This window comes from Mesorhizobium sp. BAC0120 (genome assembly GCF_033542235.1).
Classification (GTDB): domain Bacteria; phylum Pseudomonadota; class Alphaproteobacteria; order Rhizobiales; family Rhizobiaceae; genus JAWRCU01.
Genome location: NZ_JAWRCU010000004.1, coordinates 203007 through 219772 on the forward strand (window position 1 = coordinate 203007; position 16766 = coordinate 219772).

A 16766-nucleotide genomic window follows, 5' to 3' on the forward strand; every position below is an offset into this window, starting at 1 on the left:
AATCATGACGCAATACGCATGGGTGCTCGAAGTGCGCCCCGGCTACGAGGACGAGTACAAGCGGCGCCACGATCAGATCTGGCCGGAGATGATCGAAACGCTGCGTTCTGCGGGAATCCGCAACTACTCGATCTTCAGGCACGGCCTGACGCTGATCGGCTATTTCGAGACGGACGACCTCGATGCGACGATCGCCGAGCTTGGCAAGAGCGAGGTCAACCGGCGCTGGAGCGAGTACATGGCACCGGTCATGAAGATCGAGGTCGACGAGCAGCGAGGCTTCCCATTCCTGCTGCCCAGGCAGTGGCACATGGATTGAAGGGGTATCTAGTTCGCCCACAGTGCGAAGGTCAGGAAGCCGACGCGGCCGAATTGCTGCTGGAGCGCCGACCATTCCGCGCTCGAGATGATCGGGCCCTTTTCGAGATAGGGCACGATGCCGGGGCCCGTGATCGACAGCACCAGGTCGAAGGTCCGCGGCTCGTCGAAGAAGCGCTTCATGTTGATGCCTTTGTCGGCAAAACGGAAATGCGGCAGTAGCTTGCGGCCCTCGAGCAGGTCCTCGGCCATCTGTAGCGCGGTGTGCCAGGCCCGCACCTCCTGTTCCGTAACCTTGAGGCCGGTGAGCTGGTTGGTGCCGTCCTGCTGAGGGCCGGGCAGCCATTCCCGGTCGTTGTCCTTTTCGGCCCGGATCGCCTTCCAGTCTTCGCGCGACAGCCGGATCGTCTCGAGCAATTCCCGACGGGCGGCCTTGCGGCGCTCCGGTTCGACCACCGGCCAGTTGATCAGATGGACGTAGGAAATGAAATCGGCGATGCGCCATTCGCTGGCGAATATGCTGCTGGCGCCGTTGTCCGGCGGCACCAGCGTGTCCTGCATTGGCAGTTTCGCCTTCGGAAAGAGCATCTGGAAGCTTTGGTCGAAGGCAAGATGGAAATCATGTGCCAGCCAGAAATCGGTCTGCGCCATCAGGAAATTCGCATAGCCCTGCAGCCAATAGCCATCGGCGCGGTCGAAGCGGAACACGAGCGCCGGCGGGGCATCCGGCGGCGAAGTGCCGCCATTGGCGAGCGAGGCGATGATTGCCGCGATGGTCTCGTCCGGCGCGATGCTTCCGTCCTCGTTGAGGTCGATGCCGACATTGGCGAGATCGACCACCACGCCGATGTCGGCGTCTTTGGGGACCATGGCAAGGCTAGCTGCCGACTGCGCCATCGCATCATGGAAATCGACAAGAATCTGGCGGAAGCTTTCGTAGGTCAGCGGCTCGGGATTGGGGTTCTCAGGGATCGGGAGGCGCATCAACGGCACTATGAAGGATTGAGGGCTCTCGAATCCGTGGCGGTGAAGCCCGGCGCCGAGCTTCTCCAGCGCGACCAGGAACTCCACGGCGCCTGCCGCATAGGCCGCGAGCGGATCTACGGCCTTCTGTGATTCCAGCTCGGAGAGCGCCTTGCTGCGGGCGGCTACCGTTTTCGCAGAGAGAGCGGCGGCCGCGACGCCGGGCGCGTCGGCCTCGGCGGGCAACGCGAAGGCGAGAATCGCGAGCGGTGCCAGAATCGCAAGCACTTTCCTTATCATAGCGTTCCCACATCGCGCCTTCTGCGCGCGCATCAATGTTCTGGCGTGAAGGAAATCACCCATAGCCTACTCCTTCTACGGCACGAACGCTTGGGAGAGCATCTACGGCACGTCGTCGCACGGCGTGAGCAGGGGATTCCCGCTTGCATCAGCTTTGAAGGGACGGACCATATGTGACCTCGTCAACACCGCGGATACGGTGCTTGCCAGCCCCGAACTCTCTCATAACGGAACGGGTCAGCGCCTTGGCGAGGCGCCTGAGCCGCCGCCCACGGGATACTGGGACGCTCAGGCCGCAGCCACCCTTTCTGCAAGGCGACGCGACAACCAGAAGCCCGCGAAGACCGCCAGGCCGCCGATCGCCAAATGCGGAGCGTTGGCGACGAAACGTGCGGGGAAGTCGATATCAGCAACGGGACGGAAGCCGCCCATGAGGATGCCGCCGTCGAAGCAACCGGAGCCGGTGATCAGCCCGAGCAAGCCGTCGAAAACATAGACCGAGCCGAACAGCTTGAAATAGAGCACCGACTGGCGATGTGAGACCAAACCTGCAAGAAGTGCCCACAACCCGGAGAAGCCGTGGAGCAGGCCGTCATATCGTTGCAGCCTGTACAGGCCAAAGAGATATCCATCGGCATCGTTCAAGGCCGACACATAGCCGATCGCCACCAGGGCGAAGAACATGAACGCGTATGCGACCGCCAGCTTCCGGATCAGCGTCATGACGGTCCCCTCCTTTTCGACGGATACCAACCGGGTCTCGGCGATCAACTCTTGGCGAAGCGGTTGACGATACCCACAGTTACTATTGTATACCGAGTATACGATGATAACTGCTAAAAGCTGGAGAGCCTATGATGGCTTCCCCGAACGGAAACGGACTTCACGAGCACAACTGCACCGCAGTCAACGATATCCTCTCGACCATCGGCGACAAATGGACCGTCCGAATCGTGATGACGCTGGCAAGGGGACCGATGCGATTCAACGAGCTGCGCCGTACGGTCGGCGATATCTCGCAGCGGATGCTCACCTTGACCTTGCGCGGACTGGAGCGGCACGGGCTCGTGGTGCGTACCGTCTATCCGACCGTGCCGCCGCGCGTTGACTATGCACTGACCGGGCTAGGGAAGACGCTGATCGGACCGATCACCAGCGTCGCGGACTGGGCCATAGAACATCGCGAAGAGGTGGCGGACGCGCGCGCCAATTTCGATAACGCGAGGGCTGCTGCGCCGGACGTGAGCAGATTGATCAGCATCGGAGCGAGGTGACAGTCGGAAACCGAGCCTTTCGGCAGCCACTGTAATTCATTCTGCCTCGCCATCCGCGCGGCGGGTGGCCGAGTTTGTGCCGTCATCGCCGTTCGGCGGCGTACCGAGCACGCCGAAATCACGTGACCGGCTGCCTGGACTGGCACCGAGATAGCCCTCGGCGGCGAGACCGCGCCTGAGTAGCTCGCGTACTGCCGCGGCCCGGCTAGGCATCCTGTTCTCAAATCGCCAGTTCTCGAGTGCCATCAACTCATCGGCGCTCAGCATGATCTGCAACCGTTCCGGCCGTTCCAGGTCAGCCATCATCGTCTCCCGGCAATCTTGCCGATACGAAAATGAGTAAGCGGCGTATTCAACTCATATATCATCCTATTAGTAACGCGCTGCAAGAGCGTTAGTTGCTCCAACTCCATAGGCAGCGCTCAATGTGGAATGCACGTGTTCATAGTATCCTACTAACTAATTGATTATAATGGGAAAATTTCGAGAAATCAATTGCGCTCGCAGTGCCGCGAGGCCTATAGTGAGTGCTGGAGGGAAATACCCAGTGAGGTGATGCCATGCGTCTGGCATACTCATCCAAGTTCAAAAGCGATCTCTCGAGAAGCGTCCACTCGGCGCTCGGAAAGTCGGGAATCATCAACGTCCCACTGGTCGCGGAAGAAGTCCGGAAGCTCAATGAAATCGAGAACATAGCTCTCGAGGACATTGAATCCATGGTGCTGGACCTTGCGCAACTTCTCGGCGCGCCGATCGAGTTCGACAGCTTGGCAATCTATGTGCCGGCTGCTGTATGACGAAGCGAACCGTCAGCATCTGCTGCTTCATCGGCCTTGGCCGTAAGCACTCCAAAGCGTTTCAACTTTCGGCACCGAAGCTCGAAATCACAAAGCGGCGCCAGCCTGGATGTTCTGCCCGGCTGTGGTAGCCGACGTCGTCTTGCTCAGGGAAACAGCGGGTCCTGCGCCATCTGCAGATGTAGCGCGGCTCCGTCATAGGGATGCGCCTCGCAGACGGCCTCATCCAGCTCGACACCGAGGCCCGGCTCCTTCGAGGGAATCACCTTGCCGTCCTGCCACTCGATCTTCTTCTTCAGGAGCTTGGCGTGGAAGCCGTCCCACTGCTTGAGAGATTCCAGGATGAGGAAATTGGGGAGCGTCACCGCGAGCTGAATGTTGGCGGCGCCGACGATGGGTCCGCAATAGCAGTGCGGCGCGATCTGGATGTGGTAGGCTTCGGCCATCGCCGCGATCTTCTTGGTTTCGAGAATGCCGCCTGAGCGGCCGAGATCCGGCTGCAGGATTGTAGCGGCGCGAGTCTCGATGATGCGGGCAAACTCGAACTTCGTCGTCAGCCGCTCGCCGGTGGCGATGGGAATGGAAGTGCCGCGGGCAACCTCGGCCATCACCTCCGGCATGTCCGGCGGCACCGGCTCCTCGAACCACAGCGGATCGTAAGGCTCGATGGCGCGGGCCATGCGCAGCGCTCCCGATGCGGTGAACTGGCCGTGCGTGCCGAACAGGATGTCGGCCTTGTTGCCGACGGCCTCTCGGATCGCCTTCACCATGCGCACCGAAAGATCGATGTCGCAGAGGCGCGGCTGGTGGCCGTCGAAGGCTGTGTAAGGTCCGGCCGGATCGAGCTTCACCGCGTTGAAGCCCTGGCTGACATAAAGGCTGGCGCATTCCGCCGCGAGGTCCGGGTCGTTGTAGACGTTCCTCGGCCCGACATCCTCGGTATGCACGCTGCCCGCGTGCGGGTAGAGGTAGGTATAGGAACGCAGCGCTTCGTGCACCTCCCCACCGAGCAGCTTGTAAACCGGCTTGCCGGCTTCCTTGCCGATGATGTCCCAGCAGGCGATCTCGAGCGCTGAGAAGCAGCCCATCACGGAGATATCCGGACGCTGGCTGAAGCCCGACGAATAGGAACGGCGGAAAAAATTCTCGATGTCGTGAGGGTCGCGGCCGACGAGGTACCGCTCGGCAAGATCCTCGATCATCCTGGCAGTGACATGCGGGCCGAAGGTGGCGCTGTAGGCTTCGCCATACCCGACCACCCCGCCGTCGGTCGTCAGGCGCACGAAAATGAAATACTTGCCGCCGATGCCGGGCGGCGGATTGCCGACCACCCATGTCTTGACGTCGGTGATCTTCATGGGATCCTCCGTTGCAGCCAAGCTGGAGTACCCCTCAACCGTCTCGGCGCTACGCGCCGAGCCACCTTCTCCCACAAGGGGAGAAGGGGAAGCGCTGCATCTGCGGCTCTGCCGATCTCCGACGTTCGAGATTTGCGTCGGGCAAAATGCCAGGCTCCCCCTTCTCCCCTTGTGGGAGAAGGTGTCGCCGAAGGCGACGGATGAGGGGTGCTCCAGCTTGGCGCCCAACTGCCGATCATTCTAACTCCAATCTCTCAATACAATTTCCGCACCCTTCCAGCCGGTCATGATCGTCGGTGCGTTGGTGTTGCCGCTGATGTTGGTCGGAAACACCGATGCGTCGATCACACGCAGGCCCTCGAGGCCATGGACCTTCAGGCGCGGATCGACGACCGAGGCCGCGGGATCCGGGCCCATGCGGCAGGTTGCGACAGGATGATAGACTGTGCCGCTACGCTTGCGGAAATCCTGGATCAGCTCCTCGTCCGACTGCACGGAGGGGCCGGGAACGATCTCCTCCTCGATGAATTCGGCGAGCGCCGGCATGGAGGCGATTCTGCGCACGAATTTCACGGCCGCGAGCATCTCGGCCACATCCTGTTCGGTCGACAGCGCGTTGGCGACGATCTTCGGATATTCGCGGGGGGTTTTCGAGCGGATCATGATCTCGCCGCGGCTGGTCGGGCGGCAATTGGAGAGGCCGATCGAGAATCCCGGCCAGGGGTCAGGCGTCAGGATCGGCCGTTCGCCGTTCTTCGGGATGACCGTCGAGAAGGCCTGGAAATAGAGCTGCATGTTGGGCCGCGGCCGCGACGCATCGGTGCGAAAGAAACCGCCGGCATTGTTGAGGGAAAGGGAGAGCGGGCCGCTGCGCAGGAAGACATACTGCATGCCGAGAAGCAGCTTGCCCCACCAGGGCCTGAGCAGCTGGTTAAGCGTCGGCCCTCGGCCCTTGTAGGTATAGTTGAGGCCGACATGATCCTCGAGATTGCGGCCGACATTCTCGTTGGCCTCGACGATATCGATGCCGAGCGCGGAGAGGTGGGCCGCGGGGCCGACCCCGGAAAGCTGCAGCAATTGCGGCGAATTGATCGAGCCGCCGCAGACGATCACCTCGCGGGAAGCGCGGACGGTATGTCTTGCGCCCTTCTGCTCATACTCGACGCCGATGGCGCGCTTGCCTTCGAACAGGATCCTCGTCGCCAGTGCTTTCATCTCGACCCGAAGGTTCGGGCGCTTCATTGCGGGGCGCAGGAACGCGCGCGCGGCCGACATGCGGCGTCCACCGGCGGTATTGATCTGGTAGACGCCGACGCCCTCCTGGGTGGCGCCGTTGAAATCCGGATTAAACGCGAGTCCGGCCTGTTCGGCCGCGGCAAGGTAGCGCTTGGTCGATGCGTGAATGGAGGGGAAGCAGTCGGTGACGCGAACCGGCCCGCCTGTGCCGCGCCATCTGTCAGCTCCGGCAGCGTTGTCCTCGATCGCCTTGAAGGCAGGCAAGACATCGTCATAGCCCCAGCCCGGATTGCCGAGTTCGCGCCAGTAGTCGTAGTCGGCGGGATGGCCCCTGATCCAGACCATGGCATTGATCGAGCTCGACCCGCCGAGCACCTTGCCGCGCGGCCAATGGTCGGCATTGCCGGCAAGCCCGGGATCGGGCTCGGTCCTGTAGTTCCAGTTCACCGCCGGGTCGTAAAAGGTCTTGCCGTAGCCGAGCGGCATCTGGATGTAGAAGCGGCAGTCGGAGCCGCCTGCCTCCAGAACCAGAACGGAAAAGCGACCGCTCGCCGACAGGCGCTCGGCAACCACCGAGCCGGCCGAGCCGGAGCCGACGACGATGAAATCATAAGTCTGCATGGAGCGCGCCGGCCGAGATGAGAATTCATCCTCAACCTAAATAGCAGAAGGGCCTTCCGGTATCCGGGCTTCCGGCATGGCTTGTGAAAAATGCGACTGAGATGTGGGGTCAGTCAATCGCGAGACAGGATGGCTTCGTAATCCTGCCCGGCGGAGAAGATGCGCAGAATGTCGACATGGTTCTCGGGCAACTCATAGGCGATCACGATCCGCCGCCAGAGCGGAAAGATACGGAGGCTCGGCCGCAGGTCGGGACGACGCACCCCCATTTCCGGTGTGTCACAAAGATTGCGGCAGGCCTGTTCAATCTCGGCGACATAGCTACGAGCCCGACGCGGGTTGTCGGCGGCAATGAACCAGAAAATCTCTTCGAGGTCGGCTCGCGCTGCGGGCGTGAAGACCAACTCACGCATCAGGCTTTCTGCTTCTTCTCGGCCTCAGCGAGCAGCCGGTCAAAGTGTTGGCGTAGCTCGCTCTCTGAATATCTGACAGGATCGGCGGCCGCCTGATTCAACGCATCACGGATCGAATGAAGTCGCTCTTCCCGTTCCTCTTCTCGTTGCTGCCAGACGCGCAGCGCGTCTCTGATAACCTCGCTGTTGGAGGCGTAGCGCCCGCTTTCCACCCGCCTCCGGACCATTTGCGCCATGTCCACAGGCAGGCTGATGCTAAGTTTCTCAGTTTGCATGTCATCTCCCGGTGGCAGTAAATACTACTTCATAGTACCGGGTTGGTTCTGGCCGGTCAAATTCGCGCGCATTTGACGCCTTGGTTGCCGCCCGCTACCGAGACTCCACTGGAGTCGGGATCACGGCATGGACGAGAAACAGCAAAAACCTTCCGGCGAGCTCACCTTGCGCACGCTTGCCATGCCGTCCGATGCCAATGCGGCCGGCGACATATTTGGCGGCTGGGTCATGGCGCAGATGGACCTTGCCTCCGGCATTCGCGCCGCCGAGCGCGCCAAGGGGCGCGTGGTGACTGCTGCGGTCAAGGAAATGTCCTTTGCCAAGGCGGTGAAGATCGGCGACACGCTCAGCGTCTATACGCATGTCACGCGCGTCGGCCGCACTTCGATGACGCTCAAGGTCGAGGCCTGGGCGCAGCGCTACCTCACCGAGCTGTTGGAAAAGGTGACGGACGCCGATTTCATCATGGTCGCGCTCGACAAGGAGGGCAGGCCGACGCCGGTGCCGCAGGAAGGCTAAAAGACCTCAGCAACCCTGGCGCTCGCAATTTGCCCGAGCGGCCTTGATGCGGTCGAGGTTCGCGCGCGCCCAGTCGCCCAGCGCATCTACCGGGACGAGCAACTCTCGGCCGAGCGGCGTCAGTGCGTAGTCCACCCGCGGCGGGATCGTCGCGTAGGCGGTGCGCGTGACGAAGCCGTCGCGCTCGAGATTGCGCAGCGTCGTCGCCAGCATCTTCTGCGAGATGCCGCCGATGATGTGGCGCAGCTCGTTGAAGCGCATCGGGCCCTTGCCCAGCCGGCTCACCACCAGGATCGACCATTTGTCGCCGATGCACTGCAGCACTTCGCTGACCGCCCGGCAGTCCTCGGTTACATGCATGTGCCCCGGTGTCATTTCTGTGCCTTCTTGCACGGTGTTATCGGTTTCATATGTAGTGTCGGTCACCATTGGTAACCAACGCTCTCGAAAGGATAATAGCATGGCCAAGCCGAAAATCGGCATTATCGTCGGCAGCACAAGGCCGAACCGGTTTGCCGACAAGCCCACCGAATGGATCGAGAAGATAGCGCGCGCCCGCGGCGATGCCGAAATCGAGGTTCTCGACCTGCGCGATTATCCGATGCCGTTCTTTAATGAAGCCATGTCGCCGGCTTGGGGCCCATCGCAGGACGAGACGGCGCAGAAGTGGCAGAAGAAGGTCGCCGAGCTCGACGGCTTCATCATCATTGCCGCAGAATACAACCGCGGACCGACCGCGGTGCTGAAGAACGCGATCGACTACGCCTATAATGAATGGAACAAAAAGGCCGTGACCTTCGTCGGCTATGGCGGCGTCGGCGGCGCGCGCGCCGTCGAGCAGCTCCGGCTCCACGCCGTCGAGCTGCAGATGGCGCCGACCCGGGCCGGCGTGCACATCCTGTTGCCGGACTATCTGGCTGTGGTGCAGCAGGGCAAGAAGCTTGAGGAGCTGGCGCATCTCAACCAAAGCGCCGAACAGACGCTCGACCAGCTCGTCTGGTGGACCAAGGCGCTCAAGGCTGCCCGCGAAAAGGACGCTCAGGAGGCCGAAGTCCGCGCGGCCTGACCGAAGTATTCTCCTCCATCAATCCGGGGGAGCAGGGCGGCGAAAGCCGCCCTTCCTTAATGCTGGCGTGGGCTGTTTTTGTCCGCCGGCCTATTCTGCCTTGCAACCGCAAGGCGAATGCTCTCGACAAGGTCCTTGTCGTTGAAGGGTTTGTTGATGAGCGGGACGTCGGCTGGCCGGTCGACGATCTTTTCCGCATCGGCGTAGCCGGTCACGATGACAGCAGGCCAACCGGCACGCAGGTTGCGCGCGAAGCGGATCACGTCGATGCCCGACACCAGCGGCATGGCGAAATCGGTGACGATCACGTCGAACCGGTCGGGTTCGTTCTCTATTGCGGCGAGGGCTTCGGCACCGCCAGCAGCGACGGTGACCTCGAAACCGAAATGTCGAAGCGACATTGCCGTCAGTTCCCTCAAAGGAGCACTGTCGTCGACCAGAAGAACGGTCGGCAATCGCATGTCAGCCTCTTCGATGAGCCCTCGATCGGCCGTGTTCTCCTTCTTGCCTGGCTTGCTCGGCGATTGGCGCGACCGCGGCAGCCAAAGCTCCATGGTGGTGCCTCGACCGACCTCACTGTCTATCCGCAGGGTGCCTCCGGATTGTTTGGCGAACCCATAGACGGTGCTGAGGCCAAGGCCTGTGCCCTTTCCCGCCGGCTTTGTCGTGAAGAAAGGTTCGACCACCTTGGCAATCATGTCGGCGGGAATGCCGGTTCCCGTGTCTTCGACAGAAAGAATGACATAATCGCCTGGCGTGAGATCTTCGGTTGCATGAGGCACGTCGCGGTTCTCGGCCCGTAAGGTGATCGTCCCGCCCGACGGCATCGCATCGCGCGCATTGAAGACGAGATTCATCAACGCGAGCTCCAGCTGGCTCGGGTCGACATGCACCGGCCAAACGTCCTGATCGACATCCCACTCGAGGCGGATCAGTCCGCCGAGCACCGGGGCCACAAGGCCGTTCATGGAGTCCCAGATTGCGGAGAGCTCAACGGGAAGGGGCTTCAGGTTCTGACGGCGAGAGAACGCCAGCATCCGGTCGACCAGATCCGTTCCCTGTTTCGCCGAACGGCGCGTCATTTCCAGGATTCGAGCGGCCTTTTCGTCGAGTGTCGAGTAGCGCTCGATCAAGTTGAGGCCGGACAGGATGGTGGCCAGCAGATTGTTGAAGTCATGCGCCAGCCCGCCGGTCAGCTTGCCGATAGCGTCCAGTCGCTGAGCCTGCAGAAGCTGGTCCTCCAGCCTTCGCTGCTCGGTGATGTCCAGCATGGTGCCGAGAATTTCCGGTCCGGCTCCGTCCTCTGAAACAATGCCTTTGTCGAGAAATATGCGGTACTGGCCGTCGGCGCAGAGCCAACGAAACTCGCAGGCGTACGAACCCGTGTGGCGCGCAGCAATGAGCGCCTCCTTGACGGTGTCGAGGTCCTCCGGATGGACGCGGCTGAGCCCGAAGTCCGGATCCGAGACAAAACGCGGAGGCGCAAAGCCGGTAAGCCGCTCGACACCCCTGGAGACGTAGCGCGCCGCAAAGGGCGGATCGACGGACCGCGCATGGAAACTGACGGGCAGAGAGCTCAGCATCGCCTGCTGCCGCGCTTCGGAATCGCGCAATGCGCGCTCGGCTTCCAGCTTCTCCGACTGGGCTTTCAACGCCTGCTCGAGCAGCCGTTGCTCTCGCGCCGCCTTGCGTTCGATTTCCTGCTTCTTTTCATAGAGATCGACAAAGACCGTGACCTTGGAGTGCAGCATGACCGGGTCGAACGGCTTGAACACATAGTCGACGGCGCCGGCGTCGTAGCCGCGCAGCATATGTGCCTCCTCCTTGTTGATGGCCGTCAGGAAGATGATCGGCGTGTTTTTCGACCGCTCGCGCTTGCGGATCAGCGCGGCGGTTTCATAACCGTCGAGGCCCGGCATAAGCACATCGAGCAGGATGACGGCGAATTCATCCTTGAGCAGGCAGCGTAGGGCTTCCTCTCCGGAGGAAACGCATACGACATCGCCGATCCCGTCGAGCACCTCTGCAATAGCGAGCAGATTGCGTTCGTCGTCGTCGACGGCGAGAACGCGCGCCCCCGCAGCCCTGTCAATCAGCGACTGCTCGGCTTGTTCTACCTGTATCTCCATCATATGGCTGAATTTCCTGCGGCGAAGGCCGTGGTCGTCGCAGACTTTCCAGAGCCTTCCGTCCGCGATCGCGAGCGGCCGACCCAGACGCGCAGCAAGGCAAGCAGCAGGTCGAGGTCCACAGGCTTTGCGATATAGTCGGAAGCGCCGGCGTCGAGGCACTTCTGGCGGTCGCCCTTCATCGCCTTGGCCGTGACGGCGATCAGCGGGATATGAGCAATTGACGGCGTGGCCCGGATCCGGCGCATCGTTTCATAGCCATCCATTTCCGGCATCATGATATCGATCAGCGCAACATCCACATCGGGCGTGTCTTCAAGCAGTGCGATGCCATCCTGGCCGCGTTCGGCATGCTGCACGTGGATGTCGTAGGTCTCCAGGACGCTGGTCAGCGAATAGATATTGCGGATGTCGTCGTCCACGATCAGAACCCTTGCGCCAACCAAATCTGCATTGTCGAGTTGCTCGGGCGCGGCAAGCTCGACGCCGCCCTGTTCGCTTGGGAGAACAGCGGAAATGAGGGATGCAAGCTGTGGGAAATTGTCGGCGCGGGGAACATCGGTGAGCACCGGATGAAGGGCGATCTGCTGGGCGACTGCATCCGGATAGGGCGTAAAGAACAACAGCCGCGGCAATTTCTCGGCGAATTGGGAAATGATCTCGTCGAGCATCTGCGCGTTTTCCTTTGCAGAACGCCCGAAACCGAAAACGACTGCATGATAGGCTGAAATGCCAGTCTCGTCCGTGTTGCCCGCAATGCGGCTGATGGCGGTGACCGAGGTAATCCCGTCGCGGATCGATTCGACCAGCGCGAGGCGGCGCTCCGGATCCGGATCGGCGATCAGGACATTGCGCTGGACCCTCAGGTTCGTTGAACGAATGTCATCGAAGACCCGAGCAAGCTCGCCCGCCGAAACCGGCTTGGTGGATACGCTGGAGGCCCCCTTGCGGATCAGCACGTCAGTGTCTTCGGCGCCCGATATGACGTGGATTGGAACGTTCCTCGTCTTCTGGTCATGCCGCAGCAGGTCGAAGAGGACCCAGCCGTCGATGTCGGCCAGTCCGAGATCCAGCGTGATGGCATCGGGCATCAGCTTGCGCGCGAGCGCCAGAGTGCCCGACCCGGCGGTCGAGAGAACGCCCTTCAATCCGGCGGATCGTGCCAGGCCGAGCAGCAACCCACCGAAGGTCGGGTCGTCCTCGACGATGAGAACCACCCTGTCACTCGGCAGGATGGAGTCGCGGTCGTCGCTCAACTCCGGCGTGCCGCTGCCCGGCTGAACCGGCACGAGCGCCTCGGCGGTCGGCAATATTTCGATTTGAGGCGCGAGGCTGACGCTGCGCGGGCCGTCCAGGGGAATGACCAGCGTAAAGGTGGAGCCCTTGCCGGGATCGCTTTCCACACGCAGTTCGCCGCCGAGCAGGCGGGCGATCTCACGGCTGATCGAGAGACCCAGGCCGGTGCCGCCATATTTGCGGCTGGTGGTGCCGTCCGCCTGCTGGAACGCTTCGAAGATGAGCTTCTGCTTGTCCTCGGGAATGCCAATGCCGGTATCGGTCACGGCAATCGCAAGAGCCGGACCCAGCACGACAGCCGCACCGTTTCCGCGCCCTGTCTTGTCGGCATGAATGCTCAAGGTGACCTCGCCCTCGGACGTGAACTTGAACGCGTTCGACAGGAGGTTGAGCACGATCTGCTGGAGCCGCTTCTCGTCGGTGCGGATCGTTTCCGGCAATGTCGGGTCGATCTTGATGGTGAAGCGAAGTCCTTTGTCCGCGGCCAACTGCCTGAAGGTCCGTTCCATGTGCTGGCGCAGATGCACCAGCGGCACGTCGTTGATCTCGATCGAGACTGTGCCCGACTCGATCTTCGACAGGTCAAGGATATCGTTGATGAGACTGAGCAAGTCTGTTCCGGCCGAGTTTATGGTGCGCGCGAACTCGATCTGCTTGTCATTTAGGTTGCCCTGCTGGTTGGTGGCGAGCAGGTTCGACAGAATCAGCAGCGAGTTGAGCGGGGTGCGCAGTTCGTGACTCATATTGGCCAGGAACTCGGATTTGTATTTTGATGTCAGTGCAAGCTGCTCGGCTTTCTCTTCGAGCGCCCGCCTGGCCATTTCGATCTCCAGGTTCTTGTTCTCGACCTGCTTCTTCTCGTTTTCGAGAAGCTGCGCCTTCTCCTGCAGCTCCTCATTGGTCGCGTGAAGCTCTTCCTGCTTCTTGGTGAGCTCGGTCTGGCGCGCCTGCAGTTCGGAAGTCAGCAGCTGCGACTGCGTCAACAGCCCTTCCGTGCGCATCGTGGCGGCGATCGTGTTCAGCACGATGCCCACCGACTCCATCAGCTGGACCAGGAACAGACGGTGCGTGTCGCTGAACTTGCTGAACGAGGCGAGCTCGATGACGGCCTTGACCTCTTCCTCGAACAGCGCCGGCAGGATGATCACGTTCGCCGGGGGAGCCTCGCCGAGCCCCGAAGTGATGCGCAGGAAGTTAGGGGGGACGTTGTCGAGCATGATGGCGCGCTTGTCGGCTGCGCTTTGACCGATCAGCCCCTCCCGGAAGTCCAGGCGCTGGCGGATCGCGGCCTTGCTCTCGGCGCCGTAGGATGCCGCAAGCTCGAGATAGGATTCTTCCTCATCGCGGTTGGTGACATAGAACAGGCCATATTGCGCGTTCACCAGAGGCGCCAGCTCCGAGATGATCATGCGCGATACGGTGGCAAGATCCCGCTCGCCCTGCAGCATGCGCGAGAAGCGTGCGAGGTTCGTCTTGAGCCAGTCCTGCTCGGCATTTTTCAACGTCTGATCCTTGAGGTTGCGGATCATCTCGTTGATGTTGTCCTTGAGCGCGGCAACTTCGCCGGAGGCTTGCACGCTGATGGAGCGCGTAAGGTCGCCCTTCGTCACGGCGGTCGAGACCTCGGCAATCGCGCGCACTTGCGTCGTGAGGTTCGCAGCGAGCTGGTTGACGTTGTCGGTCAGGTCACGCCACAGGCCCGCCGCACCGGGCACCCTGGCCTGGCCGCCAAGCTTCCCTTCGATGCCCACCTCGCGGGCGACGTTGGTCACCTGGTCGGCGAAGGTGGCAAGTGTCTCAATCATGCCGTTGATGGTATCCGCCAGCGAGGCGATCTCGCCCTTGGCGTCGACCGCCAGCTTGCGCTTCAGATTCCCTTGCGCGACCGCAGTGACGACGTCGGCAATACCTCGCACCTGGTTGGTGAGATTGGTCGCCATGAGATTGACGTTGTCGGTGAGGTCCTTCCAGGTGCCCGCCACGCCTTCCACCCGCGCCTGGCCGCCGAGCTTGCCTTCGGTGCCGACCTCGCGGGCAACGCGGGTCACTTCGGAAGCGAAGGAGTTCAACTGGTCCACCATCGTGTTGATGGTATCCTTGAGCTCCAGGATCTCCCCCTTCACATCGACCGTGATCTTCTTGGAGAGGTCGCCGCGCGCGACGGCGGTCGTCACCTCGGCGATGTTGCGCACTTGGCCGGTCAGGTTCTCGGCCATCGAATTGACGTTGTCGGTGAGGTCTTTCCAGGTGCCGGCGACGCCACGCACCTGCGCCTGGCCGCCGAGCTTGCCTTCGGTGCCGACTTCGCGGGCGACGCGCGTCACCTCGGAGGCGAAGGAGTTCAACTGGTCCACCATCGTATTGATGGTGTCCTTGAGCTCGAGGATCTCGCCGCGGACGTCGACCGTGATCTTCTTGGACAGGTCACCGGAAGCGACGGCGGTCGTCACCTCGGCGATGTTGCGAACCTGGCCGGTCAGGTTGGCGGCCATCGCGTTGACGTTGTCGGTGAGGTCCTTCCAGGTGCCGGCGACGCCACGCACCTGCGCCTGTCCGCCGAGCTTGCCGTCCGAACCCACTTCGCGGGCGACGCGGGTCACCTCCGAGGCAAAAGAGTTGAGCTGATCCACCATCGTGTTGATGACGTCCTTGATCTGCAGGATCTCGCCCAACGCAGCGACGGTGATCTTTTGGGTGAGGTCGCCGGTCGCGATCGCGGTCGCGACCTTCGAGACGTCGCGCAGCTGCACGGTCAGGTTCCCGGCCATGGCATTGACGTTGTCGGTCAGGTCCTTCCACGTGCCGGCGACGCCTTCGACATGCGCCTGGCCTCCGAGCTTGCCTTCCGAACCGACCTCGCGGGCGACGCGCGTCACCTCCGATGCAAAGGAATTGAGCTGGTCCACCATTGTATTGACGGTGTTCTTCAGCTCCAGGATCTCGCCCTTCACGTCGACCGTGATCTTCTTGGACAGGTCGCCGCGCGCGACGGCTGTCGTCACGTCGGCGATGTTGCGCACCTGACCGGTCAGGTTGGCTGCCATCAGGTTGACGCTGTCGGTCAGATCCTTCCAGGTGCCGCCGACGCCACGCACCTCAGCCTGCCCGCCGAGCTTGCCTTCGGTGCCCACCTCGCGGGCGACGCGGGTCACTTCGGAGGCGAAGGAGTTGAGCTGGTCCACCATCGTGTTGATGGTATTCTTCAGCTCGAGGATCTCGCCCTTCACGTCGACCGTGATCTTCTTTGAAAGATCGCCCAGCGCCACGGCCGTAGTCACGTCGGCGATGTTGCGCACTTGGCCCGTCAGGTTGGCCGCCATCAGGTTGACGCTGTCGGTCAGGTCCTTCCAGGTGCCGCCGACGCCCTCGACGCGCGCCTGTCCGCCGAGTTTGCCTTCGGTGCCCACCTCGCGGGCCACGCGGGTCACCTCGGAGGCGAAGGAGTTGAGCTGGTCCACCATCGTGTTGATCGTGTTCTTCAGCTCGAGGATCTCGCCCTTCACGTCGACGGTGATTTTCTTGGAGAGGTCGCCGGAGGCGACCGCCGTGGTCACCTCGGCAATATTGCGGACCTGACTTGTCAGGTTCGTCGCCATCGCGTTGACGTTGTCGGTCAAATCCTTCCATGTGCCGGCGACGCCCTTCACGCGGGCCTGGCCGCCGAGTTTGCCCTCGGTGCCGACTTCGCGCGCTACGCGGGTGACTTCGGAGGTGAAGGAGGCGAGCTGGCCAACCATGGTGTTGACGATCTTGCCGATGCGCAGGAATTCGCCACGTAATGGCCGCCCGTCGATCTCCACCATCATGGTCTGCGAGAGATCGCCCTTGGCGACCGCCCCGATGACGCGGGCCACCTCGGCGGTCGGCTGCACCATATCCTCGATGAGATCGTTGACCGATCTGACGCTCGATTCCCAGCTTCCGGTGGCGTTGCGCACATGGCCGCGTTCGCCGATGCGGCCGTCCTTGCCCACGACGCGGCTCAGCCGCGCGAATTCGCGGGTGACCTGCTCGTTCAATTCGACGATCTGGTTGAATGTGTCTGCAATCTCGGAATCCAGCCCCTCATAGACATTCTCGATCCGGACGGAGAAATCTCCGTTCCGAAAAGCCTTCAAGGCGCTGAGAACCTGACGACGATCGAGCTGTTCCTTGTTCGAAACAACTGCGCTCACGAACCCCCTCCTGTCGGCGATGCCA

At 61.9% G+C, this 16766-nt stretch carries 15 protein-coding genes; 5 read left to right on the forward strand and 10 right to left on the reverse strand.

Annotation, left to right across the window (positions count from 1 at the left end; genetic code table 11):
* Positions 1 to 4: 4 nt before the first annotated feature.
* Positions 5 to 319, forward strand: coding sequence for an L-rhamnose mutarotase (locus SAZ10_RS11360; protein WP_318609318.1), 315 nt, complete (start codon positions 5 to 7; stop codon positions 317 to 319).
* Positions 320 to 327: 8 nt separating this feature from the next.
* Here SAZ10_RS11360 and SAZ10_RS11365 read toward each other — a convergent pair whose 3' ends face one another.
* Positions 328 to 1578 carry a hypothetical protein gene (locus SAZ10_RS11365; RefSeq protein WP_318609644.1) on the reverse strand — a complete coding sequence of 417 codons (1251 nt, stop codon included), beginning with the start codon at positions 1576 to 1578 and terminating at the stop codon, positions 328 to 330.
* A gap of 291 nt (positions 1579 to 1869) precedes the next feature.
* On the reverse strand, positions 1870 to 2304 hold the full coding sequence (locus tag SAZ10_RS11370) for a hypothetical protein (protein ID WP_318609319.1): 435 nt from the start codon (positions 2302 to 2304) through the stop codon (positions 1870 to 1872).
* Between the two features lie 131 nt (positions 2305 to 2435).
* On the opposite strand from SAZ10_RS11370, the gene SAZ10_RS11375 reads away from it, so the two are divergent.
* A complete protein-coding gene (locus SAZ10_RS11375) occupies positions 2436 to 2855 on the forward strand; it encodes a helix-turn-helix domain-containing protein (protein ID WP_318609320.1) in 420 nt (139 codons plus the stop codon).
* A 36-nt stretch (positions 2856 to 2891) separates the two neighbouring features.
* Here SAZ10_RS11375 and SAZ10_RS11380 read toward each other — a convergent pair whose 3' ends face one another.
* The gene (locus tag SAZ10_RS11380) at positions 2892 to 3158 is read right to left on the reverse strand and encodes a hypothetical protein (RefSeq protein ID WP_318609645.1); all 267 of its coding nucleotides are present in this window, start codon (positions 3156 to 3158) and stop codon (positions 2892 to 2894) included.
* 257 nt (positions 3159 to 3415) lie between these two features.
* Here SAZ10_RS11380 and SAZ10_RS11385 point away from each other — a divergent pair, with 257 nt between their 5' ends.
* The gene (locus tag SAZ10_RS11385) at positions 3416 to 3652 is read left to right on the forward strand and encodes a hypothetical protein (protein WP_318609322.1); all 237 of its coding nucleotides are present in this window, start codon (positions 3416 to 3418) and stop codon (positions 3650 to 3652) included.
* 146 nt (positions 3653 to 3798) lie between these two features.
* Here the strand turns inward: SAZ10_RS11385 and SAZ10_RS11390 are convergent, their stop codons facing one another.
* From SAZ10_RS11390 to SAZ10_RS11405, 4 genes are all read right to left on the reverse strand, one after another.
* Positions 3799 to 5010 (reverse strand): mandelate racemase/muconate lactonizing enzyme family protein, encoded by a 1212-nt coding sequence (locus SAZ10_RS11390; protein ID WP_318609323.1) that lies wholly within the window; start codon positions 5008 to 5010, stop codon positions 3799 to 3801.
* A gap of 240 nt (positions 5011 to 5250) precedes the next feature.
* On the reverse strand, positions 5251 to 6867 hold the full coding sequence (locus tag SAZ10_RS11395) for a GMC family oxidoreductase (protein WP_318609324.1): 1617 nt from the start codon (positions 6865 to 6867) through the stop codon (positions 5251 to 5253).
* A 113-nt stretch (positions 6868 to 6980) separates the two neighbouring features.
* Entirely contained in the window at positions 6981 to 7280 is a 300-nt protein-coding gene (locus SAZ10_RS11400; protein WP_318609325.1) for a type II toxin-antitoxin system RelE/ParE family toxin, read from the reverse strand.
* The gene (locus SAZ10_RS11405; RefSeq protein WP_318609326.1) at positions 7280 to 7555 is read right to left on the reverse strand and encodes a type II toxin-antitoxin system ParD family antitoxin; all 276 of its coding nucleotides are present in this window, start codon (positions 7553 to 7555) and stop codon (positions 7280 to 7282) included. Before SAZ10_RS11405 ends, SAZ10_RS11400 begins: the two co-directional genes overlap by 1 nt.
* Positions 7556 to 7682: 127 nt before the next feature.
* Here SAZ10_RS11405 and SAZ10_RS11410 point away from each other — a divergent pair, with 127 nt between their 5' ends.
* Entirely contained in the window at positions 7683 to 8075 is a 393-nt protein-coding gene (locus SAZ10_RS11410; RefSeq protein WP_318609327.1) for an acyl-CoA thioesterase, read from the forward strand.
* 6 nt (positions 8076 to 8081) lie between these two features.
* Here SAZ10_RS11410 and SAZ10_RS11415 read toward each other — a convergent pair whose 3' ends face one another.
* Positions 8082 to 8450, reverse strand: a complete 369-nt coding sequence (locus SAZ10_RS11415; RefSeq protein WP_318609328.1) for a helix-turn-helix domain-containing protein — start codon at positions 8448 to 8450, stop codon at positions 8082 to 8084.
* A gap of 85 nt (positions 8451 to 8535) precedes the next feature.
* Between SAZ10_RS11415 and SAZ10_RS11420 the strand changes: the two genes are divergently transcribed.
* Positions 8536 to 9141, forward strand: a complete 606-nt coding sequence (locus SAZ10_RS11420) for an NADPH-dependent FMN reductase (RefSeq protein WP_318609329.1) — start codon at positions 8536 to 8538, stop codon at positions 9139 to 9141.
* A 56-nt stretch (positions 9142 to 9197) separates the two neighbouring features.
* Here SAZ10_RS11420 and SAZ10_RS11425 read toward each other — a convergent pair whose 3' ends face one another.
* Positions 9198 to 11273 (reverse strand): response regulator, encoded by a 2076-nt coding sequence (locus tag SAZ10_RS11425; RefSeq protein ID WP_318609330.1) that lies wholly within the window; start codon positions 11271 to 11273, stop codon positions 9198 to 9200.
* Positions 11270 to 16741 carry a HAMP domain-containing protein gene (locus SAZ10_RS11430; protein ID WP_318609331.1) on the reverse strand — a complete coding sequence of 1824 codons (5472 nt, stop codon included), beginning with the start codon at positions 16739 to 16741 and terminating at the stop codon, positions 11270 to 11272. The genes SAZ10_RS11425 and SAZ10_RS11430 overlap by 4 nt, the downstream gene beginning before the upstream one ends.
* Between the last annotated feature and the right edge of the window lie 25 nt (positions 16742 to 16766).